The sequence below is a fragment of the Rhodococcus qingshengii JCM 15477 genome (assembly GCF_023221595.1).
Taxonomy (GTDB): domain Bacteria; phylum Actinomycetota; class Actinomycetes; order Mycobacteriales; family Mycobacteriaceae; genus Rhodococcus_F; species Rhodococcus_F qingshengii.
The window spans coordinates 1,502,607-1,525,511 of sequence record NZ_CP096563.1; the positions used below are offsets into that span (position 1 = coordinate 1,502,607).

The 22,905-nt window shown below is 63.3% G+C and carries 24 protein-coding genes; 15 read left to right on the top strand and 9 right to left on the bottom strand.

What is annotated here, in order from left to right:
- Complete coding sequence (locus tag M0639_RS06890) at positions 1-747, bottom strand: FAD-binding oxidoreductase (protein ID WP_003944435.1); 747 nt, start codon at positions 745-747, stop codon at positions 1-3.
- Positions 748-763: 16 nt separating this feature from the next.
- Positions 764-1,960: an FAD-binding oxidoreductase gene (locus tag M0639_RS06895; RefSeq protein WP_007726748.1), complete on the bottom strand. Its 1,197-nt coding sequence runs from the start codon at positions 1,958-1,960 to the stop codon at positions 764-766.
- A 182-nt stretch (positions 1,961-2,142) separates the two neighbouring features.
- On the opposite strand from M0639_RS06895, the gene clpB reads away from it, so the two are divergent.
- The 5 genes from clpB (at position 2,143) to pyrE (ending at position 8,254) form a co-directional block, all read left to right on the top strand.
- The gene (gene clpB / locus M0639_RS06900; RefSeq protein ID WP_064074642.1) at positions 2,143-4,695 is read left to right on the top strand and encodes an ATP-dependent chaperone ClpB; all 2,553 of its coding nucleotides are present in this window, start codon (positions 2,143-2,145) and stop codon (positions 4,693-4,695) included.
- A gap of 158 nt (positions 4,696-4,853) precedes the next feature.
- A complete protein-coding gene (locus M0639_RS06905; protein ID WP_042452195.1) occupies positions 4,854-5,825 on the top strand; it encodes a hypothetical protein in 972 nt (323 codons plus the stop codon).
- Between the two features lie 86 nt (positions 5,826-5,911).
- Complete coding sequence (locus M0639_RS06910) at positions 5,912-6,799, top strand: hypothetical protein (protein WP_003944407.1); 888 nt, start codon at positions 5,912-5,914, stop codon at positions 6,797-6,799.
- A gap of 46 nt (positions 6,800-6,845) precedes the next feature.
- Complete coding sequence (locus tag M0639_RS06915) at positions 6,846-7,646, top strand: SDR family NAD(P)-dependent oxidoreductase (protein ID WP_037131478.1); 801 nt, start codon at positions 6,846-6,848, stop codon at positions 7,644-7,646.
- Between the two features lie 74 nt (positions 7,647-7,720).
- On the top strand, positions 7,721-8,254 hold the full coding sequence (gene pyrE, locus M0639_RS06920; protein ID WP_003944385.1) for an orotate phosphoribosyltransferase: 534 nt from the start codon (positions 7,721-7,723) through the stop codon (positions 8,252-8,254).
- A 50-nt stretch (positions 8,255-8,304) separates the two neighbouring features.
- On the opposite strand, the gene M0639_RS06925 is transcribed toward pyrE, so the two are convergent.
- From M0639_RS06925 to M0639_RS06935, 3 genes are read right to left on the bottom strand one after another with little or no spacing between them, the layout of a single operon-like run.
- Positions 8,305-9,561 (bottom strand): MFS transporter, encoded by a 1,257-nt coding sequence (locus tag M0639_RS06925; RefSeq protein WP_003944384.1) that lies wholly within the window; start codon positions 9,559-9,561, stop codon positions 8,305-8,307.
- Between the two features lie 23 nt (positions 9,562-9,584).
- Positions 9,585-10,028: a MarR family winged helix-turn-helix transcriptional regulator gene (locus M0639_RS06930; protein WP_003944339.1), complete on the bottom strand. Its 444-nt coding sequence runs from the start codon at positions 10,026-10,028 to the stop codon at positions 9,585-9,587.
- Positions 10,029-10,061: 33 nt separating this feature from the next.
- On the bottom strand, positions 10,062-10,625 hold the full coding sequence (locus M0639_RS06935; RefSeq protein ID WP_054187132.1) for a TetR/AcrR family transcriptional regulator: 564 nt from the start codon (positions 10,623-10,625) through the stop codon (positions 10,062-10,064).
- A gap of 63 nt (positions 10,626-10,688) precedes the next feature.
- Between M0639_RS06935 and M0639_RS06940 the strand changes: the two genes are divergently transcribed.
- Together M0639_RS06940 and M0639_RS06945 are read left to right on the top strand one after the other, a co-directional pair.
- Positions 10,689-11,369 (top strand): lysophospholipid acyltransferase family protein, encoded by a 681-nt coding sequence (locus M0639_RS06940; RefSeq protein WP_003944312.1) that lies wholly within the window; start codon positions 10,689-10,691, stop codon positions 11,367-11,369.
- Between the two features lie 49 nt (positions 11,370-11,418).
- Positions 11,419-12,132, top strand: a complete 714-nt coding sequence (locus M0639_RS06945) for a lysoplasmalogenase (RefSeq protein WP_064074643.1) — start codon at positions 11,419-11,421, stop codon at positions 12,130-12,132.
- Between the two features lie 4 nt (positions 12,133-12,136).
- On the opposite strand, the gene M0639_RS06950 is transcribed toward M0639_RS06945, so the two are convergent.
- Positions 12,137-12,580: a hypothetical protein gene (locus M0639_RS06950; protein ID WP_064074644.1), complete on the bottom strand. Its 444-nt coding sequence runs from the start codon at positions 12,578-12,580 to the stop codon at positions 12,137-12,139.
- A 34-nt stretch (positions 12,581-12,614) separates the two neighbouring features.
- Between M0639_RS06950 and M0639_RS06955 the strand changes: the two genes are divergently transcribed.
- From M0639_RS06955 to M0639_RS06975, 5 genes are all read left to right on the top strand, one after another.
- Positions 12,615-13,397 carry an SDR family oxidoreductase gene (locus M0639_RS06955; protein ID WP_064074645.1) on the top strand — a complete coding sequence of 261 codons (783 nt, stop codon included), beginning with the start codon at positions 12,615-12,617 and terminating at the stop codon, positions 13,395-13,397.
- Between the two features lie 67 nt (positions 13,398-13,464).
- Entirely contained in the window at positions 13,465-14,064 is a 600-nt protein-coding gene (locus M0639_RS06960; protein ID WP_064074646.1) for a DUF6636 domain-containing protein, read from the top strand.
- The gene (locus tag M0639_RS06965) at positions 14,064-14,756 is read left to right on the top strand and encodes a TrmH family RNA methyltransferase (protein ID WP_064074647.1); all 693 of its coding nucleotides are present in this window, start codon (positions 14,064-14,066) and stop codon (positions 14,754-14,756) included. Before M0639_RS06960 ends, M0639_RS06965 begins: the two co-directional genes overlap by 1 nt.
- Positions 14,757-14,813: 57 nt before the next feature.
- Positions 14,814-15,935 (top strand): glycoside hydrolase family 76 protein, encoded by a 1,122-nt coding sequence (locus M0639_RS06970; protein ID WP_003944321.1) that lies wholly within the window; start codon positions 14,814-14,816, stop codon positions 15,933-15,935.
- Positions 15,936-15,946: 11 nt separating this feature from the next.
- A complete protein-coding gene (locus M0639_RS06975; RefSeq protein WP_064074648.1) occupies positions 15,947-16,654 on the top strand; it encodes an alpha/beta fold hydrolase in 708 nt (235 codons plus the stop codon).
- Here the strand turns inward: M0639_RS06975 and M0639_RS06980 are convergent.
- Positions 16,617-17,615, bottom strand: coding sequence for a GNAT family N-acetyltransferase (locus M0639_RS06980; protein ID WP_231915013.1), 999 nt, complete (start codon positions 17,613-17,615; stop codon positions 16,617-16,619). The genes M0639_RS06975 and M0639_RS06980 overlap by 38 nt on opposite strands.
- 91 nt (positions 17,616-17,706) lie before the next feature.
- Here M0639_RS06980 and M0639_RS06985 point away from each other — a divergent pair, with 91 nt between their 5' ends.
- Both M0639_RS06985 and M0639_RS06990 read left to right on the top strand, forming a co-directional pair.
- Positions 17,707-19,059, top strand: coding sequence for an LLM class flavin-dependent oxidoreductase (locus M0639_RS06985; RefSeq protein WP_064074650.1), 1,353 nt, complete (start codon positions 17,707-17,709; stop codon positions 19,057-19,059).
- 44 nt (positions 19,060-19,103) lie between these two features.
- A complete protein-coding gene (locus M0639_RS06990; RefSeq protein WP_064074651.1) occupies positions 19,104-20,231 on the top strand; it encodes a GTP-binding protein in 1,128 nt (375 codons plus the stop codon).
- Positions 20,232-20,242: 11 nt separating this feature from the next.
- Here M0639_RS06990 and M0639_RS06995 read toward each other — a convergent pair whose 3' ends face one another.
- Complete coding sequence (locus M0639_RS06995; RefSeq protein WP_003944306.1) at positions 20,243-20,905, bottom strand: DedA family protein; 663 nt, start codon at positions 20,903-20,905, stop codon at positions 20,243-20,245.
- Between the two features lie 29 nt (positions 20,906-20,934).
- Positions 20,935-21,672, bottom strand: a complete 738-nt coding sequence (locus M0639_RS07000) for a VTT domain-containing protein (RefSeq protein WP_003944390.1) — start codon at positions 21,670-21,672, stop codon at positions 20,935-20,937.
- Between the two features lie 181 nt (positions 21,673-21,853).
- Between M0639_RS07000 and fbaA the strand changes: the two genes are divergently transcribed.
- The gene (fbaA, locus tag M0639_RS07005; RefSeq protein WP_007726777.1) at positions 21,854-22,891 is read left to right on the top strand and encodes a class II fructose-bisphosphate aldolase; all 1,038 of its coding nucleotides are present in this window, start codon (positions 21,854-21,856) and stop codon (positions 22,889-22,891) included.
- Positions 22,892-22,905: the final 14 nt, after the last annotated feature.

Here is a 22,905-nt window from a genome sequence, read left to right on the forward strand (position 1 = left end):
TCAGTACGGATCGAACTGAATGACCTCGGCCGGCGTTCCGGCCTCGATCAATCGATCACGCGTCGACCGAACCATGGCCGCCGATCCGCACACCAGGACCTGATGTTCGGTGAACGCACCGTACGACGCGACGACGTCGGCGAGCGTGCCTTCGATGAGATGATCGTCGCCGAATCCGATGTCGACGTTCAACCGGTCGAACCATCCGTCGGGCGGGCCGCCGTCGGAGAGATCTTCGACGACAGGAATGGGCTGCAACCACGGAAACTGGTCGGCGAGCAGCCACAGCATGTCCGCAGCGTAGAGATCACGAAGCGTTCGGCCACCGAAGAAGAGGTACACCTGCGGCGGGTTCGGGGTCTGAGCCAGATCGAGAATGATCGACCGGAGTGGGGCCAAACCGGTTCCGCCCGCGACCATGATGACGGTGGGGCCGTTCTCGTCGACGGACAGGTTGCCGCGCGGGTCGAGGATCTGCCAGACGTCACCAGGCTGGGTGTCCTTGACTATCGAACCGCTGACCCAACCACCGGGAACCGTCTTGACGTGAAACTCCAACTTCCCGTCGTGTGAGGGAGGCAGTGCGGGGGAGAGTCGACGGAGCAACCGCGAATTCTGCGGGACGCTGACGTCGACGTACTGGCCCGGTCGGAACGGGACGACGTCGCCGACAAGACGAACAACCGCCAGATCCTCACGGAGACGGTGATGTTCGACGACTGTGCTCGACCAGGTTCGCTGGGCCATGAAAGTTCTCCTGTAGTCAGTAGAGCGGGTCGTGCCGGATCTGGTCGAGCGGAGTTCCGCCGGCACGCAAGGCGTAGACGGTTGTCTTGATCATCGACGGTGACCCCGAGATCTGCACCTGACGGTCGGCCCACGAACCGAACTGCGCGACCACTTTTCCGATCGGTCCGATCAGCCGGCTGTGCATTCCGAACGGTGGTTCGAGCACCGGTCCGTTGTGCCACCAAGGGTTTTCGGGTTCTTCGGAAACCGGCACGACGGTCAACCACGGGTTGCTGAGCGAGATGTGCCAGAGGGTTTCGAGGTCGTACAGATCGCAGGGATAGCGGCCGCCGACGAACAGGTGCACGCGCGGGTTGTGCGCGCGTTGAGACATTTCCATCACCTGTGCCCGCAGTGGAGCGATACCGGTGCCGGACCCGATCATGAGAACGTCACGGTCGCTGGTGAAGTCGACCTCGAGGCCGCCGAGGGGAGTGGACATGACCCAGCGGTCACCGACGTTGGTTTCGCTGACGATCGCGGGGCTGACCCATCCTCCCGACACCTTGCGGATGTGGAACTCGAGCTGACCGAAAGGGTTGGTCGGAATCGCCGGTGAGTAATACCGCCACATTTTCGGGCGCTGGGGAATCTGAACACCTACGTATTGCCCCGCCCCGTACGGAATGGGTGGGTCGGCTTCGAGGCGAACAATCGCCAGATCGTCGAGGACTCGTTCGTGGCTGACCACGGTTGCGCCCCAGAGCGCCGGGGTCGTATCGGATTCGGCGCCGTCGGCCATCGTGCCGACGACGAGGTCGGTGAACTGAGACCAGGCCTCGTCCAGCTCCGGCGTCCACTTGTAGCGGCTGTGCGCGCTCGTGCCGTACATCGACCGAACCGCGCGCTTCAGAGCGACGCCGGCGGCCTCGTAGTGCTCACGCTCGACGCCGTAGCGACGGTGGTCGCGGCCGAGTTGGGTGAGGAACTTCCGGATTCGGCGATGCTGGGGCAGATTCTTCACGACGAACTCGATGGCTCTGAAGAAACGGTGGCCCTGCGATTCCATCCCGGCGGGGAACAATGAGCGGTACAGAGGATGTTCCGCAAAGAGGCCGGTGTAGAACACTGCCGAGAAGTGCGCACGGCTCTCTTCGTCGTCGGTCAGAGAATCGAGGCTGGATTGCAGACGGGCGATCACTGTCGGATCCAATCCATCCCCCTTTCGCACCAGCTGCAACTCTCGCCACAATTCTAGTACGGCTGAAAATGTGACCTACGAAACCAACTCGGCCTGGCGAAAACAAACTTGAGCGGAATAGACTCAAGTTTGTCCGCGTTGAGCATATTGACACAGTCGCAATACCAACCGGTCGCGGCTCTTCCCGTTCGACTTCGCCAGAAAGGTGACAAGTGGACTCGTTCACACCAACAACCAAGACCCAGGCTGCGATGACGGCTGCACTGCAGTCGGCGTCGTCGGCGGGTAACCCCGATATCCGGCCTGCCCATCTGCTGGTCGCATTGCTCGACCAGACCGACGGCATCGCTGCCCCACTACTCAAAGCTGTAGGCGTCGACCCCACGGGCGTACACCGTGAAGCACAGGCAATCGTCGATCGCCTGCCCAAGACAACCGGCGCAAGCTCCACCCCGCAACTCGGGCGTGAGGCACTCGCGGCACTCACTGCTGCTCAGCACCTCGCCACCGAGATGGACGACGAATACGTCTCCACCGAGCACGTCCTCTACGGACTGGCCGGCGGGGACTCCGACGTCGCACAGTTGCTCGTACGTCATGGCGCTACCCAGGACGCATTGCGTGAAGCCTTCACCACCGTCCGCGGCAGCGCTCGCGTCACCAGCCCGGAGCCCGAAGGCACCTACCAAGCGCTGGAAAAGTACTCCACCGACCTCACCGAAGCTGCACGTAGCGGCAAGCTCGACCCGGTGATCGGTCGCGACACCGAGATTCGCCGTGTCGTGCAGGTGCTCTCGCGTCGTACCAAGAACAACCCGGTACTCATCGGTGAGCCCGGCGTCGGCAAGACCGCGATCGTGGAGGGCCTTGCCCAACGCATCGTCGCGGGTGACGTCCCGGAATCGCTGCGAGGCAAGACCGTCGTGTCCCTGGATCTCGGGTCCATGGTCGCCGGTGCCAAGTTCCGCGGTGAATTCGAAGAACGCCTCAAGGCTGTCCTCGACGACATCAAGAACAGTGCCGGACAGGTCATCACCTTCATCGACGAGTTGCACACCATCGTCGGCGCCGGAGCCACCGGTGAATCCGCGATGGACGCAGGCAACATGATCAAGCCGATGCTCGCCCGTGGTGAGCTGCGGCTGGTCGGTGCGACCACACTCGAGGAGTACCGCAAGTACATCGAGAAGGACGCAGCACTCGAGCGTCGTTTCCAGCAGGTGCTCGTCGGTGAGCCCTCGGTCGAGGACACCATCGGTATCCTGCGCGGCCTCAAGGAGCGCTACGAGGTGCACCACGGCGTGCGCATCACCGACTCCGCGTTGGTGGCGGCTGCCGCGCTGTCGGACCGCTACATCACGTCGCGGTTCCTGCCGGACAAGGCCATCGACCTCGTGGACGAAGCCGCATCGCGACTTCGTATGGAGATCGACTCGCGTCCCGTCGAGATCGACGAGGTGGAACGCACGGTTCGCCGACTCGAAATCGAAGAAGTGGCACTCGAGAAGGAAACCGACGACGCGTCCAAGGCTCGGCTCGAGAAGCTGCGTCAGGAACTCGCGGACGACCGCGAAAAGCTCAATCAGCTCAGCACCCGCTGGCAGAACGAAAAGCAGGCCATCGACTCGGTGCGCGTGCTGAAGGAACAGCTCGAAACCCTGCGAGGAGAGTCCGAACGCGCTGAGCGTGACGGCGATCTGGGCAAGGCAGCCGAGTTGCGCTACGGCCGTATCCCGGCGCTCGAGAAGGAACTGGAAGAGGCAGCAGCCGCTTCCGGAGCTGCCTCCGACGGTGACGTGATGCTCAAGGAAGAGGTCGGGCCCGACGACGTCGCAGACGTGGTCGCAGCCTGGACCGGAATCCCCGCCGGCCGGATGATGGAAGGCGAAACCGAGAAGCTGCTCCGCATGGAGTCCGAACTCGGCAAGCGTGTCGTCGGCCAGACCGACGCCGTCGTCGCCGTCTCGGATGCGGTTCGCCGCGCCCGAGCAGGTGTCGCCGACCCCAATCGGCCCACCGGTTCGTTCCTGTTCCTCGGCCCGACCGGCGTCGGCAAGACGGAGCTCGCCAAAGCCTTGGCGGACTTTCTCTTCGACGACGAGCGCGCGATGATCCGCATCGACATGAGCGAATACGGTGAGAAGCACTCGGTGGCCCGACTCGTCGGTGCTCCTCCGGGATACGTCGGCTACGAAGCCGGTGGCCAGCTCACCGAAGCAGTTCGGCGACGCCCGTACTCGGTGGTCCTCTTCGACGAGGTCGAGAAGGCACACCCCGACGTGTTCGACGTCTTGCTCGCAGTGCTCGACGAAGGCCGACTGACCGACGGTCAAGGCCGCACGGTGGACTTCCGCAACACCATCCTGATCCTGACCTCCAACCTGGGATCCGGTGGCACGCGGGAGCAGGTCATGGATGCGGTACGCCACGCGTTCAAGCCGGAGTTCATCAACCGTCTCGACGACGTGGTCATCTTCGACTCGCTCTCCGAGGAGCAGTTGGAGCACATCGTGGACATCCAACTGGAGCAGTTGCAGAAGCGTCTGGCTGCGCGTCGTCTCACCCTCGAGGTGAACGGTGCGGCTCGGATGTGGCTCGCAGTGCGCGGCTACGACCCGCTGTACGGCGCTCGGCCATTGCGTCGACTCGTTCAGCAGTCGATCGGCGACCAGCTCGCCAAGCTGCTCCTGGCCGGCAAGGTCCAGGACGGCGACACCGTGCACGTCGGTGTCAGCGAGGACGCGGATCAGTTGGTTCTCTCCTGATTCGGTAAGCGGAATGCCCCGTCGATCCACTTGGATCGGCGGGGCATTCGCATTTTGTTCTACCCTGGATGGCTGGATGCTCGAACCGGGGACGAGTGCACCCGCGCCTCTCCGAACGACTTCGACGCTCTTTCGTCCCAACCGAAGGTGAGCCAGGCATGACCGATCAGAACGATCCGCGTAACTCGGGTGGGCCGCGCCGTGAGGATCCCGAGGCCACCGAGGTGTGGGGGCGTACGCCCGACCAGCCGACGGAGCAGTACGGGACGGTGTCCGGCCAGAATCCGAACCAGCCGACGGAGTATTTCGGTCAGCAGCCGGGGGCACAGCAGTATCCGGGGGCACAGCAGTATCCCTACGGCGGACCGGATCAGAACACGGAGTACTTGGGGCAGCAGGGGCAGCAGCCGAATCCCACTCAGGCGTTCCCTGCCTACAACCCGCAGTTCGATCCGCAGGCGCCGCCGCCTGGTGCGACGCAGGCCTATCCGCCGTACACCGCTCAGCAGTACGGGAACCCGGATCAGTACGGGAACACGCAGCAGTACGGAAATACACAGCAGTATCCGGTTGCCGGTGGTGGCGGTGGAGTTCCGCCGGAACAGCCGTTCATCGACGATGGATCGTCGGGCGGCGGTAAGAAGCGCAAGCTCGCGACGTGGGTGGCCGCCGGTGTGGTCGGGATCCTGGTCGCCGTGATCGCGATCATCGCGTTCTCGGCGTTCGGCTCGAACGACAAGGGCACCCAGACCGCTTTCGTTCCCCCGACCACCACGACGCAGGCGCCGACCACGACACCGCCGAAGGCCAGCACCACGGCGCCGACTCCGACGACGGATTCTCCGCTCAGCCAGCTTCCAGGCGGGCTCGGCGAAGTCATCGGTGACGCCGGGGGAGCCGTCGGCACCGTGAAGTCGAACGACGGCGGCACGTTGGTCATCGATTCGATCGGGGGTTCGCAGGTGACGATTCTGACCACAGCGGACACCACGCTCATCGCGCTCAACCGCGCCACCATCGCCGATCTGCAACCGGGAGACAACATCGTCGTCGACGGCACGCCGGTGGAGAACGGCACGATGACCGCCAACACGATTCTGAGTACGTCGCTGCCGAAGTTCGGCAACTGAGTCGTTCACGACACATCGGGCGAGTCCACCAGGGTGTCGCGGGAGGTTGAGGCCGCGAGTCGCTACCCTGGAGGGTGATGACTGGAATGTGGTTCGGACTGGCAGCAATTGCACTCGCAGGCGCGGGTGCGCTTCTGTACGTCGACAGGACGAGGCGAGATCAATCCGGGCGAGTGCGTCAGATCTGGGCCAAGGCGCAGGGTTACACGTACACGGCCACTGACGATCAGCTGGCAGGCGAATGGCACCGCGCGGTCATGGCCAAGCAGGACTACCTCACTGCTACCGACGTCGTCCGCGGCCGCCGTCGCGGAGAGCAGTTCGTGCTGTTCGACCTGGAGGAGACCGCAACCATCGTGGCTGTTCGCCGCGAGATCGGGTCGGACGTCGACATCGATCTTCGGTTGAAGTCGACGGCTCCGCCCAAGGACGGCGACCTGAACCTGTTGGGTGCGATCGGTTCACGAGTCGTCTTCGCGACCGATCTCGAGATCGCACGTCGTGTCTGTGATCAGCGCATGGTGGCGTTCACCGAATCGGTTCCGCCGTCGATCAGCATGCTGTGGAGCGAAGGGCAGTGGACGCTCGGTTCGCTTCCGGTGACCAGTAACGGCCGGGACTGGGACGCGGCAATCGAGTCGGTTGCGCGCCTGTCCGGCATTCTGCATGTCCTGCCTCCCGTCACCGATCCCAACGAACTCGAGGTCGATCACGATCCGAGCCGCCCGCGGCCGGGCGCCGAGAAGTCTCGCCCAACTCCGGATCCGGTAGAACAGCCCCGTTCGCGTCAAGAGCAGCCGCCCCGTGACGCTCCGCCGCGTGAATTTGCCCCGCGTGAGTCCGCACCGCGTGAGCCCGCACCGCGGGAATCTGCGCCACGTCCGGATCAATCGCTGCGCAAGCCCGAGGCGGCTGACAAGCCGGCTCAGCGCCCGGCGTCGCAGCGCTCGGGCACAATTCGCCCGGTCGACTGACCTTTAAGGTTCCCGTCCAGGCGCGATAACCACTAGCGTGGCCGGTATGTCGACTTCCCACTCGGATCGCCCTGTGCGTCCCGTTGCCCTGGTGACCGGACCCACCTCTGGTCTCGGCGCCGGTTTCGCCAAGAAATACGCCTCCCTCGGATACGACCTGGTTCTCGTCGCACGTGACGAGGTCAGATTGCACGACCTCGCGTCCGAGTTGAAGACGATGTTCGGCACCGAGTCGGAGATTCTGGTTGCCGATCTCGCATCGGAGGCCGGACGCGACACGGTCGCGCTTCGTTTGGAGAAGGGCGTCGAGGTGTTGGTGAACAACGCCGGATTCGGTACCTCCGGCGAGTTCTGGACCGCCGATCCGGCGCTCCTTCAGTCTCAACTCGACGTCAACGTCACCGCCGTGATGCGGCTGACCCGTGCGGCGCTGCCCAGCATGATCGCGTCGGCGCACGGAACGATTGTCAACGTGGCGAGCGTCGCGGGCCTGCTGTCCGGGCGGGGTTCGACGTATTCGGCAAGCAAGGCCTATGTCATCTCGTTCACCGAAGGGCTGTCCGGCGGGTTGGCCGGGACGGGAGTGCGCGTGCAGGCGCTGTGCCCGGGCTTCATTCGCACCGAGTTCCACGAGCGCGCGGGCATCGAGATGTCCACGATCCCCAAGCCGATGTGGCTGAGCGTCGACCAGGTGGTTGCGGCGTCGATGAAGGATCTCGGTGACGACAAGGTCATCAGTATTCCGGGATTCCAGTACAAGGTCCTCACGACGGCCGGGCGTCTCGTTCCCAAGGGGCTGGTTCGCCGGCTGACCAACATCGTCGGACGAGGCCGCGGGCGGACGTAGCCCAGAGGCGGAAGCCGGACGTGGCCCAGAGGCAGAAGCCGAACACAAGGCAGTGGTCGGTAGGCTGAGCACTCATGAGCGATCGTGAGGATTTGGCTGCGCTGGTGCGCGAATTGGCTGTTGTACACGGAAAGGTGACGTTGTCCTCGGGCAAGGAAGCCGATTACTACGTCGACCTTCGCCGCGCGACACTTCACCACAAGGCAGCGCCGCTGATCGGCTCGCTGCTGCGTGAACTGGTCGCGGACTGGGATTTCGACGCCGTCGGCGGTTTGACGATGGGCGCCGATCCGGTTGCCATGGCGGTGATGCACGCTCCCGGCCGACCGATCGATGCGTTTGTCGTCCGCAAGGCTGCGAAGGCCCACGGGATGCAGCGCCAGATCGAGGGCCCGGACATCGTCGGCAAGCGTGTCCTGGTTGTCGAGGACACGACCACGACGGGCAATTCGCCGTTGACAGCAGTGAAGGCCCTGCGCGAGGCAGGGGCCACCGTGGTCGGAGTCGCTACGGTCGTAGATCGCGCCACGGGTGCGGATGCGGTGATCGGTGCCGAGGGCGTCGAGTACCGCTCGCTGCTGGGCCTGGAAGATCTGAACCTGAGCTGACGCCCGTGAGTGGTTAAGGAGTCCCTGCACTCCTCAACCACTCACAGGGGTCAGTCGCCTACGGTGACGGCGAGTGCTTCGTCGACGCTGTGCGGCGCGGGATCGTGGTCGTCGACGTGAGCGAGAACCTTACGTCCGCTCGACAGGACGAATACGGCGGCGAGGGTGAGCACCGCGCCGACCCAGAACGGCATGTGGACGTTGGATTCGCCGAGCTTGCCGGCTACCCACGGAGCAGCGGCGCCGCCGACGAATCGAACGAAGCTGTAAGCAGCCGAGGCGGTCGACCGCTCCACGGGAGCTGAGATCATGACGGTTTCGGTGATGAGTGTGTTGTTCACGCCGAGGAACAAACCGGCGAGGACGACACCGACGATCAATACGATCTTGTTCTCGGTGAACAGCGCCATCATGCCCAGGTCGAGTGCGAACAGGGTCAGTGCCAGCATCATCATCGGCAGGGTGCCGAAGCGTCGTTGCAGGCGAGGGGCGAGGAAAACCGACGAGATCGCCAGCATCAGGCCCCAACCGAAGAAGATGAATCCGATCGGGTACGCCCCCATGTCGAGGGGGAACGGCGTGTACGCGAGCAGCGTGAAGAATCCGTAGTTGTAGAGCAGCGCGGTGATGGCAACGGTGAGTAGCCCGCGGTGCCGCAACGCCTGGAAGGGCGCAGCGATGGATGTGTGGTGTTCGGGCTTGGGTGCGCTCGGAAGCATCACGACGATGAGAATGAAGGCGACCGCCATCAGGGCTGCGACGCCGAAGAACGGTGCGCGCCAGCTGATGTCACCGAGAACTCCGCCGACCAGCGGTCCGACTGCGATACCGATTCCCAGTGCAGCCTCGTACAGGATGATCGCCCGTGCCACGCCGCCGCTGGCCGCGCCGACGATTGCCGCGAGCGCCGTTGCGATGAACAGTGCATTGCCGAGTCCCCAGCCCGCACGGAATCCGACGATCTGGCCGATGGTGCTGGAAGCGCCTGCCAGAGAAGCGAACACGATGATGATGGCAAGGCCTGCAAGAAGTGTTTTCTTGGCGCCGATGCGGCTGGACACCACACCGGTGATGAGCATGGCCACGCCGGTGACGAGCATGTAGCTGGTGAACAGCAGCGAAACCTGCGACGGTGTGGCGTCGAGTTGTTCGCCGATCGGTTTGAGGATCGGATCGACCAATCCGATGCCCATGAAGGCGATGACGCTGGCAAAGGCTACCGCCCACACCGCTTTCGGTTGTTTCAGGAGGCTCGGCGGAGCCTCGTTCTGGTGCGTTGATGTCGCGGTCGTGTTGCTCACGGCCACCTCCTTTTTCAGTGGTGGGTGTTTCAGCTGGGATCGGAAGTCTTGATGATGGAACGCAATTCGGCCAATCCGTCGGCCAGTTTCTTGATCTGCTCGGGCCCGAGTTCGACGAAGTGGGGGACTAGAGCGTCGGCGATCTCGTTTCGGCCGTCGTTCAAGATCTTTCGTCCCTTGTCCGTCATGGCCACTCGAACTGCCCGGGCGTCCTCGGGGTCGGCGCGGCGTTCGACGTAACCGTTCTCGCCGAGTTTGCGCAGTAGTGCAGTGGCAGAGGGCTGCGAGCTTCTGTCGAGTCGAGCGAAGTCGCTGATCCGCATTTCGCCGTATTCCTCGAGTAGCGAGAGTGCGCGCAGCCAGGCGCGTGGGTACTGATCGGACGCGAAGGAGCCTGCCAGCTTCGCGAAGCGGTGCGTATTGCTCACGAGGTCGACGAGTAGTTCGTGCAGTTGCTGTTCTTCGTCTGTCACGAAGAATATTATTGCATAGGTTAACTATGTAAATCAACGAGTCCGTGGAAGGTGGTCCGTCACGGCGGTGGCTACCAGCGACGGCACATCGAGGTCGGGTGCGACGAGTGCGAGGCTTCGATTTGCCGCCAGCACTGCGATGCCGTGGGTTCCGGTCCAGATGTTCAACGCAGATGTGGTGGGATCGGAGGCGTCGGCCTCTTCGGTCAGGGATTGCAGGGCGGCGAAGAGCGGGAGTGAAGACTCTCGGAGGTTGCTGCCTGCGCCCTCGAGGAGGTCGTGGCGAAACATCAACTCGAACATCGCCGGTCGCTCCTGGGCGAATGACACGTATTCGATTGCTGCCGAGATCAATCGGCTACGAGCGGGTTGTTTGCCGGCGAGGACGGGATCGAGTCTGTCGGCGAGATCGCGCAGGCCGTATGAGGCAATTGCGGCTAGCAGGCTGTTGTGGGTCGGAAAGTATCTCCGCGGGGCGCCGTGCGACACGCCCGCCCGACGCGCTATCTCCCGTAGCGTCAGTTCTGTGGCGCCGTCGGCATCGAGAATCTCGACGCCGGTGGCGACGAGTGTTTCGCGAAGGCTGCTGACAGTCATGGAAGACAGTGTCTACTATTCTCGTCGTAGACACTGTCTACTAGACGGAAAAGGTGATGCCCTGTGCTCTATTGGCTGTTCAAATACGTCCTGATCGGCCCGGTCCTCTGGCTGTTCGGGCGGCCGACGATCGAGGGTCAGCACCACATCCCCAAGAAAGGGCCGGTGATTCTCGCCGGCAACCATCGGGCAGTCGTCGACTCGTTCTTCCTGGTTCTCATGGTGCGCCGACGCATCACCTTCGTCGCGAAGAGTGAATATTTCACCGGGACCGGTGTGAAGGGCGCGATGCAGCGCTGGTTCTTCGGTGGGGCCGGTCAGGTGCCGATCGACCGTAGCGGCGCCGACGCCTCCCGTGCGGCGTTGGACACGGCCATCGGGATTCTCGACAAGGGTGGTGTCTGGGGGATCTACCCCGAGGGAACACGATCACCCGACGGTTGCCTGTACAAGGGAAAGACCGGAGCGATTCGAGTTGCATTGGAAACCGGGGCGCCGGTCATTCCCGTCGTCGTACACGGCGGCGACGCAGTCAACCCGCCGGGTACGCGGATGTGGCGCTTCAGCAAGGTCCGGATCACGGTAGGGGAGCCGATCGACTTCTCTCGGTACCGCGAACTTCGTGGCTACCAGGCCGTCGTGCGTGCGGCGACGGACGAATTGATGGCAGTGCTCTGTGACCAGTCGGGGCAGGAATACGTCGATGTCTACGGCGCGGACGTCAAATCCGGCGATGCCGCCTGAGTGACCCAGTACGGTCGCTGTTGGACGTGTAACCAACAGGAGGATTGTGATGGCGGGCAAGTGGGGCATCGAGCTCGCAGTTTTTGCGGCGGCGACGGCAGCGACAGTGTTCGGGGCAGTAGTCGGTAACGAGCGGGTTCAGCAGATCGCGAAGCCGTTGATCGCACCCGCTCTGGCCGCCCGAGTGCTGCGCAAGCGCTCGGAGACGGAAACTGCCGATACCGCACTGCTTCTGGCCGGTCTCGCCGCTGCAACTGTCGGCGACGTGTTCATGATCGACCCGGACAACGATGCTCGTCTGATCAAGGGCGCGTCCTCGTTCGCGGTGATGCAGGCCAGTTACTCGGCGCTCCTGCTGCGGCGCGGCGCTCGGCCGACCCGCGCTGCCCTGCGGCCCCGCATCAGCGGTTGGTCGACGGCGTCCGGACTGCTCCGTGCCAAGGCCCCGAGCGTGTCGACGCCGCTCACCGGATACGGATTGATGTTGGGAACCACCTCGACGTTGTCGGCGGACCCCGCTCTGGCACCGCAGTCCAAGGCCGTGCTCGACGTGGTCGTCCCGAACAAGGATCGACGCTCCTGGCTCGGATTGGGCGGAGTGCTCTTCACCGCATCCGACGGACTGATCGTGGTGCGTCGTCTGTTCATCCGCGGGACCGCCGGCCGCGCTGCTGCCGAGGGTGTGATCCTGGCGTCGTACGCGGGAGCGCAGCTGATGCTGGTGGAGGGCATGTTGGCGCTGGGGCGCAAGAAGAGCGTCTAGTCTTTCACGGGCACAGCATGATTCGGTCTCGGTTCTTCGGGTCCACCATGACGGTGACCGTGGATCCGGGAGTGATCTTGTCTTTGTACTCGGGTCGGATCTCGTACTCGATCCGGCCCGAGTACGAATCGGAACCTGGAACCGTGAGGTGGAGTGCGAGCTTGGCCAATTCGCCGTCGACGGTTCGGCGCAGGGGTGTGACGGTGTCGATTCGTGCCCACCCTTCGAGGCCGTGCTTTTCGAGTTTGCGCTCGGCGCGGGTCGGGCGGTTGGCCCATGCCATTCCGAATCCGAGAATCGAGCCGAAAGCGGCGAGCAGCCCGCCGATCTGATAGGGCAGCGTGCCAGGCGGAGTGTGCTCGACCAGCCATCCGAGCCACACGGCGAGCACGATCAGATACCCCACCGCGATGAAACACACGGTGTGTACGACGCGACGGTGATTCATCAGATTTCCTCCACATCCAGGATAGCCTGACCGGATGAGCGAACCGAACGTCTTCATCACCGGTGCTGCGGCTGGAATCGGGCGGGAGACGTCGCTGTTGTTCGCGCGCAACGGATACCGCGTCGGCGCGTTCGACATCGACGACGACGGCCTTGCCTCCTTGAAGGCCGAGATCGACGGTTTCGGCGGCAGTGTCGCGACGGGTGTCCTGGATGTCACCGATCCGGCGGGATGGGCGCAGTGTCTGGCCGATTTTGCCGGGGAGTCCGGGCGTCTGGACATCCTGATCAACAATGCGGGCGTGCTCTCGTCGGGACGGTTCGAGGATATTTCTCTTGCGGCGCATCGCCGGATGGTCGACATCAACATCACCGGCACCCTCAACGGCACGCACACGGCTTTCCCGTACCTCCGCGATACCGTCGGCGCTCAGGTGGTCAATCTGTGCTCCGCTTCGGCGATCTACGGCCAGCCCGAACTGGCGACGTACGGTGCAACCAAGTTCGCGATCCGCGGCCTGACCGAGGCGCTCGATCTGGAATGGGCACAGCACGACATCCGTGTTCTCGCGCTCTGGCCGTTGTTCGTCCAGACCGCGATGGTCACTGGAATGGACACCGGAGCCACCAGATCGTTGGGTATCAAGCTGACTGCAACCGACGTCGCGCAGGAACTGTGGGCGGCCACACGCGGCGCCGGACGGATGCACAAGGTTCACTACCCGGTCGGAACTCAGGCGAAGCTCTTCCTCAGCGCGTCGCGGTTCTCGCCCGCGTGGCTCTCACGGCTGATGAACAAGCGCGTCACCAGCACTTAGTCGACCGCACGATAGAGTGCACTGTCGGCTGTTGCTGGGCCAAGATGACGTGTGTGGAGGTAGTCGGGTGGTTCGTGTTCGGGTGGGGTTCGTCTTGTTGGGCGTCGGGTCGGCGCTCGTGCTCGCAGGGTGCGGCGGGGAGGCGGATTCAGCGCCGACCGTAGCGGCGCAGCCCAGTTCGTCCACCACTACCGCAGTGCCGACGACAACCACCACCGTCGCGCCCGTCGTCCCCACGACCACCGAACCACCGACCACGACGCTGCCACCGACGACGACACTCACGGACGTGCAGTTCGAGCGCAACGAGTCGTACTACTTCACCACTCCAGACGGAAACTTCCAGTGCGGCATCATCAAGTTGCCCACCAGAATCGAAGCCGGGTGCGAGGGAACGACCACTCCCGTTCCGCCGCGGCCGGAGAGCTGCATGGTCAACTGGGGCAACGGTATTCGCGTCACCGACGAGGGTGAGGGTGCTTTCATGTGTTCGGGCGGAGAGGTGTACACCTCTGGCGGCCCCGACGCCGATCCGGTGTTGGCGGCCGGTCAACCGCTGAGCAAACTGGGTTTCACCTGTACGACCACCGCGACAGACGTCTCGTGTGTCAACGATCAGACCACGCACGGCTTCACCGTGGCTGCAGATTCCAACGAGGTGTTCTGATGTCCGAAGTCGCAGCCGACGACGTGTCCGGCGGAGCCGGTGAACCGGGACCCACCGAGTGGGGCGAGAATCCCAACGGCGTCGGACCCTGGGCCGAGGAGAACGACACGGAACCGCCGACCGACGAGCGCTACGACCCGGTACTTCTGGCCGAGGGTGATCGTCGAAACGTCTTGGACGAGTATCGGTACTGGACGCGGGAAGCGATAGTCGCGGATATCGACTCGCGCCGTCACACGATGCATGTCGCCATCGAGAACTTCGCGCACGACGCCAACATCGGCACGGTGGTCCGCACGGCCAACGCGTTTGCCGCGGCCGCGGTCCACATCGTGGGGCGTCGGCGCTGGAATCGGCGGGGCGCCATGGTGACCGATCGATACCAGCACATCGTTCACCATGCAGACATCGGCGAACTCGTCGAGTACGCCCGTGAGAATTCACTCACGATCGTGGCCGTCGACAACACTCCGGGGTCGGTGCCGCTGGAAACGGCAAGCCTGCCGCGGGAGTGCATCCTGCTGTTCGGTCAAGAAGGCCCCGGAGTGACCGATCATGCGAAAGAGGTTGCGTCCATGACGGTCTCGATCGCACAATTCGGTTCGACTCGCAGCATCAACGCCGGTGTCGCGGCCGGCATCGCGATGCACGCGTGGGTACGTGAGCATGCCGATCTCGCCGATTCCCGCTGATCTCGCTCGCGAATTCCGGCTAGCGTGTAGCGCCTCGACCAGACAGGATAGGTAGTTATGCAGGAAGTGTGGGCAGAGCGGGCCGATGCGGCTGAGGGCGCGATAGTCAGTCGTCACCTTCGGCGCCTGTGGGGAATGCCCCGGACAGCACTCGGCGTGGTTGCCTGGCCTGCTGTTCGACGCGAGCGGATGTTCAAGCCGTGGCACTACTGGTGGCAAGCACACCTGCTCGATACTGCGATCGACGCACTCGAACGTGACCCGACCCCCAAGCGTCGTCGCCGGGTCGCGAAGGTTGCCCGCAGTGTGCGGGTCCGCAACGTCTCGGCGTGGACCAACAACTACTACGACGACATGGCGTGGCTGGGCCTCTCGCTCGAACGTGCGCAACGCATGTTCTCGGTCGATCACCGAACCGCGGTTCAGGCGCTCGAATCGCAACTCTTCGATTCGTGGTCCCCGGCCGACGGCGGCGGTATTCCGTGGTGCAAAGGCTCCGATTTCTACAACACGCCGGCAAACGGACCCGCCGGAATCATGCTGGCGCGCACCGGAAAACTCTGGCGTGCGCAGGCAACGGCCGACTGGATCGACGAGACGCTGCGGGATCCGGACTCCGGACTGATCTTCGACGGTATCCGCCGCGACGGCACCCTCGAGCGCGCGATCTATTCGTACTGTCAGGGCGTCACGCTGGGGTTGGAAACCGAGTTGTCGACGCGATTGGGCGAACCGCGCCACCGCGAGCGAGTCCACAAACTCGTCGACGCGGTCTACGACGGCATGACCGAGTACGGAGTTATCACGGGCGGTGGCGGAGGCGACGGCGGACTGTTCAACGCAATCCTGGCTCGCTACCTCGCGTTCGTGGTGGTGAACCTGTCCTGGGAGACTCACGAGGACCTGCGAGCGCGCGAACTCGCAGCGCAGATCGTTCTCTCCTCCGCGGAAGCTGCCTGGAACAACAGACTGCAGATCGAAGGCCTGCCTCTGTTCGGGCACGACTGGACCAAGGATGCTCAGTTGCCGAGTCTGTCCGGCGACATCGCCACCTTCGCCGCCGGAACGGTGCGCTCGTCGAGCGTGCCCGAGCGAGACCTCTCGGTGCAGGTAGGTGGGTGGATGCTCATGGAGGCAGCCTTTGTCGTCTCGGCGGCTGGATACCCGCGTAAGCGTTAGGCTTTTTCCTCATGGAATCCCGGCACGTGGTCGACACGGACGGCGTACGTCTTCACATCGATGTCGGTGGGGCAGGGGCGGACGTTCTGGTTCTCTCCGGCGGCCCGGGATGCGTTCACTATCTTGCTCACGACGAGCTGGTTCCGGAAGGAATGCGCGCGTGGTGCCCTGAGCCACGCGGAGTCGGCCGGTCCGGTGGCGGCGCTCATACGATGGCGCAGGCCGTTGCGGACCTCGAACTCGTCCGACGCACGTTCGAGGTCGACAGCTGGGTCGTGCTGGGGCACTCGTGGGGATCCGACTTGGCGGTGCGGTACGCACTCGACTGTCCGGAATCGGTGTCCGGCGTCGTCGGCATCGCGGGGCACGGCCTCCACAAGGACCGGACATGGTCGAAGCAGTACGAAGCGGGAATCGAGCCGGACCCGCAGATACCTTGGGAACCTGTTGTCTGGCAATCGCTTCAAGAATCGTTCATCGAATGGATCCATGAACCACAGCTGTTTCGGCAGTTGGCCGACTCACCAGTGCCCATGACATTTCTCGCGGCGGCCGACGACATTCGCCCGTCGTGGCCGTTGCAGCAACTGGCCGAGCTCGTGCCTAACGGTAGTTTCGAGGTCGTCGACGGTGTCGCGCACAACTTCTGGCAGTCTCACCCGCTCCTGTGGAGGAAGATCGTCACCGAGGCTTGTGCTGCGCACTCTCGGCTCTCCTGATTTCCACCAGGATCCGCTCCGCGACGGTCTGGTATCCCAGGCTCCGATTGACGGTCAGCATCGGGTGATTCTCCGCGTTCACCGTTGTGTAAATCTTTCGCACGGAGGGAAATTCAGCTGCCAACACAGACGCTTGTTGCTCCTTGACCCACTGAGCGAGACCGTGTCCGCGGTGCTGGGGAAGTACCACGGTGTCGTGCTGCGATGCGTGGGTGCTGTCATGTTCGTCCACCGTCACCACTGTCGCTGCGGCTACTTCGCCGACGCTGTCGTCGACCGCGCAGCACACCAGGAGTACTTGAGAGCCACCCGTCATCTTCTGTTCCCACGATCTGACCTCGTCGGCTCCCCAATTACGTTCGGGCACCTGCAGTTCAGCGCCCGGCGCGTCGAGGAGTCGGTTCAATGCCTCCGAGAAGGAGTGGATCAGCTCGTCCGGGGTTCGGTTGCGCCAACTGACGATTCGATAGCCGGGGCGGGTGCTGTGTGCGGTGGGAGGGCTGAGGTGCTGAACCTGGTTGGCCAACCGAAGCAACACGCGGTGACCGTCGAACGATCGCAGGAAATGCTCGGCTGCGCTTCCGACGAGCGCCGTCACTCTGATTCTTCGCACGCCGAACCCGGCGATGTCGACTTCGACGAGTTCGGCAAGCGCTCGTCCTACCCCTCGTCGCTGCGCGTGGGGTGTCACGTACATCCGAAACTCTGCGAGATCGGCTTCGGCCGAGTTGCGTCGTGCCTGGGCGATGCCGAGGACCTCGTCGGTGCCGGCGTCGCGTGCAATCCAACGCCGTACATCGGCCGAATTGTCCTCGGCCTCGATCATTTCCATCAGCGCAGTCGCTGTCGGCGCAGTCCCGGACAGGTGACGCTGGCCTTCGGCGAACACCTCACACCACTGATGAAGAACAGTTGCTGTCGCTCCGGACGGTACGAACTCGGCTACAACTACGCGGCTCACCCATGTGACGATACCGACCTGCCCACCCTGAGTTGGAATCACGCGAACCCTAACCCTGTCGGACTGCGGCGGCAGTTGCCAGCATTCAGGCATGTCTGATTCTCCGCGCCAACTGAGCCTCAACGCGTTCATCCACCCCGCCGGTCATCACGAAGCGGCGTGGCGTCATCCGTGGACAACCCCGGAACGTCTGTTCGACGTCACGTATTTCCAGGAGATCGCTCGCACTGCTGAGGCGGCGAAGTTCGACGGAATCTTCTTCGCCGACGGTCCCGCGTTGCGCAGCGACGTCGAGCACGGTCCCGCAGGGACATTGGAGCCGATCACCTTGTTGACGGCCATTGCAGTGGTGACCGAGCGAATCGGATTGATCGCGACGGCGTCGACCACGTACTACGAGCCGTACAACCTGGCTCGGCTGTTCGCCTCGCTCGACCACATCTCGAACGGACGCGCGGGGTGGAACATCGTCACCACGGGTACGGATCTGGCGGCAGCCAACTTCGGGCTGGCCAAGCACCCGGATCACGGGGACCGGTATTCGCGTGCAAGGGAATTCGTCGACGCGGTGGTGCGGTTGTGGGACAGCTGGGAGGACGACGCGATCAGTCTGGACCGGGAGAACGGAATCTACGCGGACAGAAACAAGATTCACGAGATCAACTACGTCGGGCGGCATCTTCGGGTGCGGGGACCGTTCAACGCACCGCGAACGCCGCAGGGATACCCGGTGCTGGTGCAGGCCGGTGCGTCCAACGACGGTCGCGCGTTTGCCGGTCAGTATGCGGAGGCGATTTTCACAGCGCACCAGAGACTTTCCGATGCGCAGGCGTTCTACACCGACATCAAGTCGAGGGCTGCGCAGTTCGGGCGCAACCCCGATCATGTCAAGATTCTGCCGGGAATCAGCCCGTTCATCGGTGACACCGAGGAACAAGCCAAGGCGCTCGAGCGAGAATTCAACGAGTTGACCTCGCCGGAGTACGGGCTCGCGCAACTCGGTGCACTCACCGGGACCGATGTTCGGAATCTGGAACTGGATGCACCGGTTCCCGTCGAATTGTTCGCGGCGGCAGGTGATGTCACCGACAACAAGCAAAGTAGATTGCAGGTGATCGCCGGCATCGTCGAGCGTGAGCGTCCGACGGTTCGGGGACTGCTTCATCGTTTGGCGGGTGCGCGCGGACACCGGGTGTTTGCCGGAACCGCCGAGCAGGTGGCTGACACGATCGAGGAATGGTTCACCAGCGGTGCTGCTGACGGCTTCAACGTCATGCCGCCGTACTACCCGGGTGGGCTCGAGATCTTCACCGAGCGTGTGGTCCCGATCCTGCAGGATCGCGGTCTTTTCCGGACTGAATACACGGGTACGACCCTTCGTGATCATTTCGGTTTGCCGAGGCCCGAGAGCCAGTTCTCGGGTAGTGCCTCTGCAGCGCAGTAGGCCCGCCTGCTGTTGTCGATAATGACAATGGTTACCATTAAGGAATGAAGCAGCTACCGGTAACCGTGCTGTCCGGATTTCTGGGCGCAGGCAAGACCACACTCCTCAACCACATTCTCGCCAATCGCGATGGCCGTAGGGTCGCCGTCATCGTCAACGACATGAGCGAGATCAACATCGACGCGGCCCTCGTCGCGGGCCAGGGTCATCTCGACCGCACGGAAGAGAAGTTGGTCGAGCTGACCAACGGATGCATCTGCTGCACGCTGCGTGAGGATCTGATCGACGCCGTCGGCGCCCTGGCCCGAGAGGGGCGATTCGATCAGTTGGTGATCGAGTCCACCGGCATCTCCGAACCGATGCCGGTGGCGGCCACCTTCGACTGGGAATTCGAGGACGGTTTCAGCCTCGGCTCGCTCGCGAAGCTCGACACCATGGTGACCGTGGTGGACGCGTCGACCTTCCTCGGCGAGCTGGCAAAAGGCGAACGACTGGACGAGCGCAACCTCGAAGCCGGGGAGGGGGACGGACGCAGCATCTCCGATCTCCTGGTCGATCAGGTGGAGTTCGCCGACGTCATCTTGCTGAACAAAACCGACCTGGTGAGCCCGCGGGCGGCAGGAACCGTCGAGGCGACGCTTCGTAGGCTCAACCCCACCGCTCAACTGATTCGAACAGATCACGGCAACGTCACCCTCGACCGTGTCCTCGAAACCGGTCTCTACAACCCGGAACTTGCTGCGCAGGTACCCGGTTGGGACGAGGAACTGGCCGGTGGGCACACCCCGGAAACCGAGGAATACGGAATACGCAGCGTCACATACCGCGCCTCGCGACCCTTTCATCCGGCGCGACTCGAGGCCGCGCTCGGTCAGTTCGCCGGACTCCTGCGGAGCAAGGGATTCTGCTGGATCGCCAGTCGGCCCGAGTTCGCCGCGATCTGGTCGCAGGCAGGCCCCAACCTCGTCATCGAACCGGCTCAACTGTGGGCGTCGGCGGCGGAGGTGCCAGGGCAGGAGATCGTGTTCATCGGAGTGAAACTGGACCCGGCGGAGCCGTCACGAATCCTCGATCCGGCTCTGCTGACCGATGACGAACTACGTGAAGGACCGCGGGCATGGACTCGCTACGAAGACCCGCTGCCGGCGTGGGACCAGAGCCACCTGCACTGAGCAGTCAGCTTCTAGTCGAGGACTTCTTCGACCTCGACGTCTTCGGCCGGTCGGGCCATCTCCTTGCGGTACTGCCAGATTCCCAGCGCAGTACCGATGACCAAGCTGACCATCATCACGATCAGCACGGCGGGCAGCAACCACGGCACGCGATCGAGGAACGAGCCACCGTAGAAACCGAGTAGCAGGAGCACGGGCGCCCAGATGATCGCGCCGATGGTGCTCGCGATGGTGTAGCGCGTGTGGTTCATCTTGGCTGCGCCCGCGACCATCGGGCACAGGGTGCGCACCCACGGAACCCAGCGAGCAATCAGGACCGCCCAGAACCCGTGTTTTTCCAACAGGATGTTCACGCGGTGCAGGTTCTTCTCGGTGAAGTACTTGCCGCCCTTACGGGCTTTGATGTGATTGCCGGTCCGGTGGCCGATGACGTACCCGACCTGGTTGCCGGCAATGGCCGCGATCATCGCACCGACAGACAACGCCCACACGTGGCCCGCGCCGGATTCGTGGCCGGCAAGAACGATTCCGGCTGTGATCAGAAGCGAATCACCGGGGAGAAACAACCCGAGGATGATCGCGCACTCGATGAAGACGAACGTGACGACGATGATCCAGACCAACAGAGGCCCGGCAGTCTCGAGCGGGGAGAAACTGCCGGATGCGAGCGTCATCGTCGTCAGTTCTTCGCCTCGTTCTGCAATCAGGGGGTGGGGTCTTCGGGGACTGTCACCGTCGAATTGTCCGTAGTGGAAGTATTCGCCGTTTCACCACGTCTCGACGCCAGAATTCGTTTCCCGATTTCGAAGACGATCGGCAGAACCGACACCAGGACGATCAAGATGAAGATGTAGTCGACATTGTCGCGGATGAATTCGATCTGCCCCAGGAGGTAGCCGAGCAAAGTCACGCCGGCACCCCACAGGATGCCGCCGACGATGTTGTACGTCAGGAACAGTGAGTACTTCATCTTCGAAGCGCCGGCGACAACCGGAGCAAAAGTACGCACGATCGGCACGAACCGAGCCAGGATAATGGTGATCGGGCCGTGCTTTTCGAAGAAGGCGTGTGACTCGTCGATGTACTTCTTCTTGAAGAACCGCGCGTCGTCCGTCTTGAACAGGGCAGTTCCGCCCTTGGCGCCGATGTAGAACCCGACTTGGTCACCCAGAATCGCGGCGATCGGAATGGTCACCAGGAGCACCCACAGCGGCGCGAACGGTTCGATCTCGGTGGACTTGGACGCCGCGATCAGCCCTGCGGTGAAGAGGAGCGAATCGCCGGGCAAGAGCGGAAACAGCAGGCCTGATTCGATGAAGACCACCAGAAGCAATCCCACCAGAACCCACGTTCCGAAGGAATTCAAGAGGTTCACGGGATCGAGGAAGCCGGGCAGCAAGGCCAGGTTCGTCACGGATTCAGTTGCTGCCTGCACATTCACGGTGGCCAGAGTACCGGCCGAATCTGAGTGTTTCCCACCACCGCAGGTCATCGCGTCGGTGGCGGCGGGCCGAGACCGCAAAGAGACGTGACGAGTCGGACTTGCCATACTGCTAGGACCACACGAAGCGCTTTCACATCGCCGAGCGCTCCGAACGACACGTATATGGAGGACTCCCGCCGTGCCTATCGCAACTCCCGAGGTCTATGCCGAGATGCTTGGTCGGGCCAAGGAGCATTCCTTTGCCTTCCCCGCCATCAACTGTGTCGGCTCCGAATCCATCAACGCAGCCATCAAGGGCTTCGCGGACGCCGGCAGTGACGGCATCATCCAGTTCTCGACGGGCGGCGCCGAGTTCGGTTCCGGTTTGGGCGTCAAGGACATGGTCACCGGCGCTGTTGCGCTCGCCGAGTTCGCACACGTGATCGCGGCAAAGTACGACGTCACCATCGCGCTGCACACCGATCACTGCCCGAAGGACAAGCTGGACACCTACGTGCGTCCGCTGCTCGCGATCTCGCAGGAGCGCGTCGACGCCGGTCGCAACCCGCTGTTCCAGTCGCACATGTGGGACGGCTCGGCTATCCCGATCGACGAGAACCTGGCCATCGCCAAGGAACTGCTCGCCCTCTCGAAGGCTGCACGCATCATCCTCGAGGTCGAGATCGGTGTCGTCGGCGGCGAAGAAGACGGCGTCGAAGCCGAGATCAACGACAAGCTCTACACCTCGAGCGAAGACTTCGAGAAGACGGTCGATGCTCTGGGCATCGGCGAACAGGGCAAGTACCTCCTTGCCGCCACCTTCGGCAACGTCCACGGCGTCTACAAGCCGGGCAACGTCAAGCTCAAGCCCGAGGTTCTCGAAGAGGGCCAGAAGGTCGCCGCCGCCAAGCTCGGCCTGGCTTCCGGTTCGCAGCCCTTCGACTTCGTCTTCCACGGTGGATCGGGATCGTTGAAGTCGGAGATCGAGGACTCGCTGAACTTCGGCGTCGTCAAGATGAACGTCGACACCGACACCCAGTACGCGTTCTCCCGTCCGATCGCCGGACACTTCTTCACCAACTACGACGGCGTCCTCAAGGTCGACGGCGAGGTCGGAAACAAGAAGGCATACGACCCGCGCAGCTACCTCAAGAAGGCCGAAGCCGGCATGACGGCTCGCGTCGTCGAGGCGTGCAACGACCTGAAGTCGGCCGGACGCTCGGTGTCGGCAGGCTGATCGGTTTCACAACT

What these genes read in the sequence shown, in the direction of transcription:
- M0639_RS06890 (WP_003944435.1), bottom strand. Translation starts at nt 747, where the DNA reads ATGGCCCAGCGAACCTGGTCGAGCACAGTCGTCGAACATCACCGTCTC.
- M0639_RS06905 (WP_042452195.1), top strand. Translation starts at nt 4,854, where the DNA reads ATGACCGATCAGAACGATCCGCGTAACTCGGGTGGGCCGCGCCGTGAG.
- M0639_RS06910 (WP_003944407.1), top strand. Translation starts at nt 5,912, where the DNA reads ATGTGGTTCGGACTGGCAGCAATTGCACTCGCAGGCGCGGGTGCGCTT.
- M0639_RS06915 (WP_037131478.1), top strand. Translation starts at nt 6,846, where the DNA reads ATGTCGACTTCCCACTCGGATCGCCCTGTGCGTCCCGTTGCCCTGGTG.
- pyrE (WP_003944385.1), top strand. Translation starts at nt 7,721, where the DNA reads ATGAGCGATCGTGAGGATTTGGCTGCGCTGGTGCGCGAATTGGCTGTT.
- M0639_RS06935 (WP_054187132.1), bottom strand. Translation starts at nt 10,625, where the DNA reads ATGACTGTCAGCAGCCTTCGCGAAACACTCGTCGCCACCGGCGTCGAG.
- M0639_RS06945 (WP_064074643.1), top strand. Translation starts at nt 11,419, where the DNA reads ATGGCGGGCAAGTGGGGCATCGAGCTCGCAGTTTTTGCGGCGGCGACG.
- M0639_RS06950 (WP_064074644.1), bottom strand. Translation starts at nt 12,580, where the DNA reads ATGAATCACCGTCGCGTCGTACACACCGTGTGTTTCATCGCGGTGGGG.
- M0639_RS06955 (WP_064074645.1), top strand. Translation starts at nt 12,615, where the DNA reads ATGAGCGAACCGAACGTCTTCATCACCGGTGCTGCGGCTGGAATCGGG.
- M0639_RS06965 (WP_064074647.1), top strand. Translation starts at nt 14,064, where the DNA reads ATGTCCGAAGTCGCAGCCGACGACGTGTCCGGCGGAGCCGGTGAACCG.
- M0639_RS06970 (WP_003944321.1), top strand. Translation starts at nt 14,814, where the DNA reads ATGCAGGAAGTGTGGGCAGAGCGGGCCGATGCGGCTGAGGGCGCGATA.
- M0639_RS06975 (WP_064074648.1), top strand. Translation starts at nt 15,947, where the DNA reads ATGGAATCCCGGCACGTGGTCGACACGGACGGCGTACGTCTTCACATC.
- M0639_RS06985 (WP_064074650.1), top strand. Translation starts at nt 17,707, where the DNA reads ATGTCTGATTCTCCGCGCCAACTGAGCCTCAACGCGTTCATCCACCCC.
- M0639_RS06990 (WP_064074651.1), top strand. Translation starts at nt 19,104, where the DNA reads ATGAAGCAGCTACCGGTAACCGTGCTGTCCGGATTTCTGGGCGCAGGC.
- M0639_RS06995 (WP_003944306.1), bottom strand. Translation starts at nt 20,905, where the DNA reads ATGACGCTCGCATCCGGCAGTTTCTCCCCGCTCGAGACTGCCGGGCCT.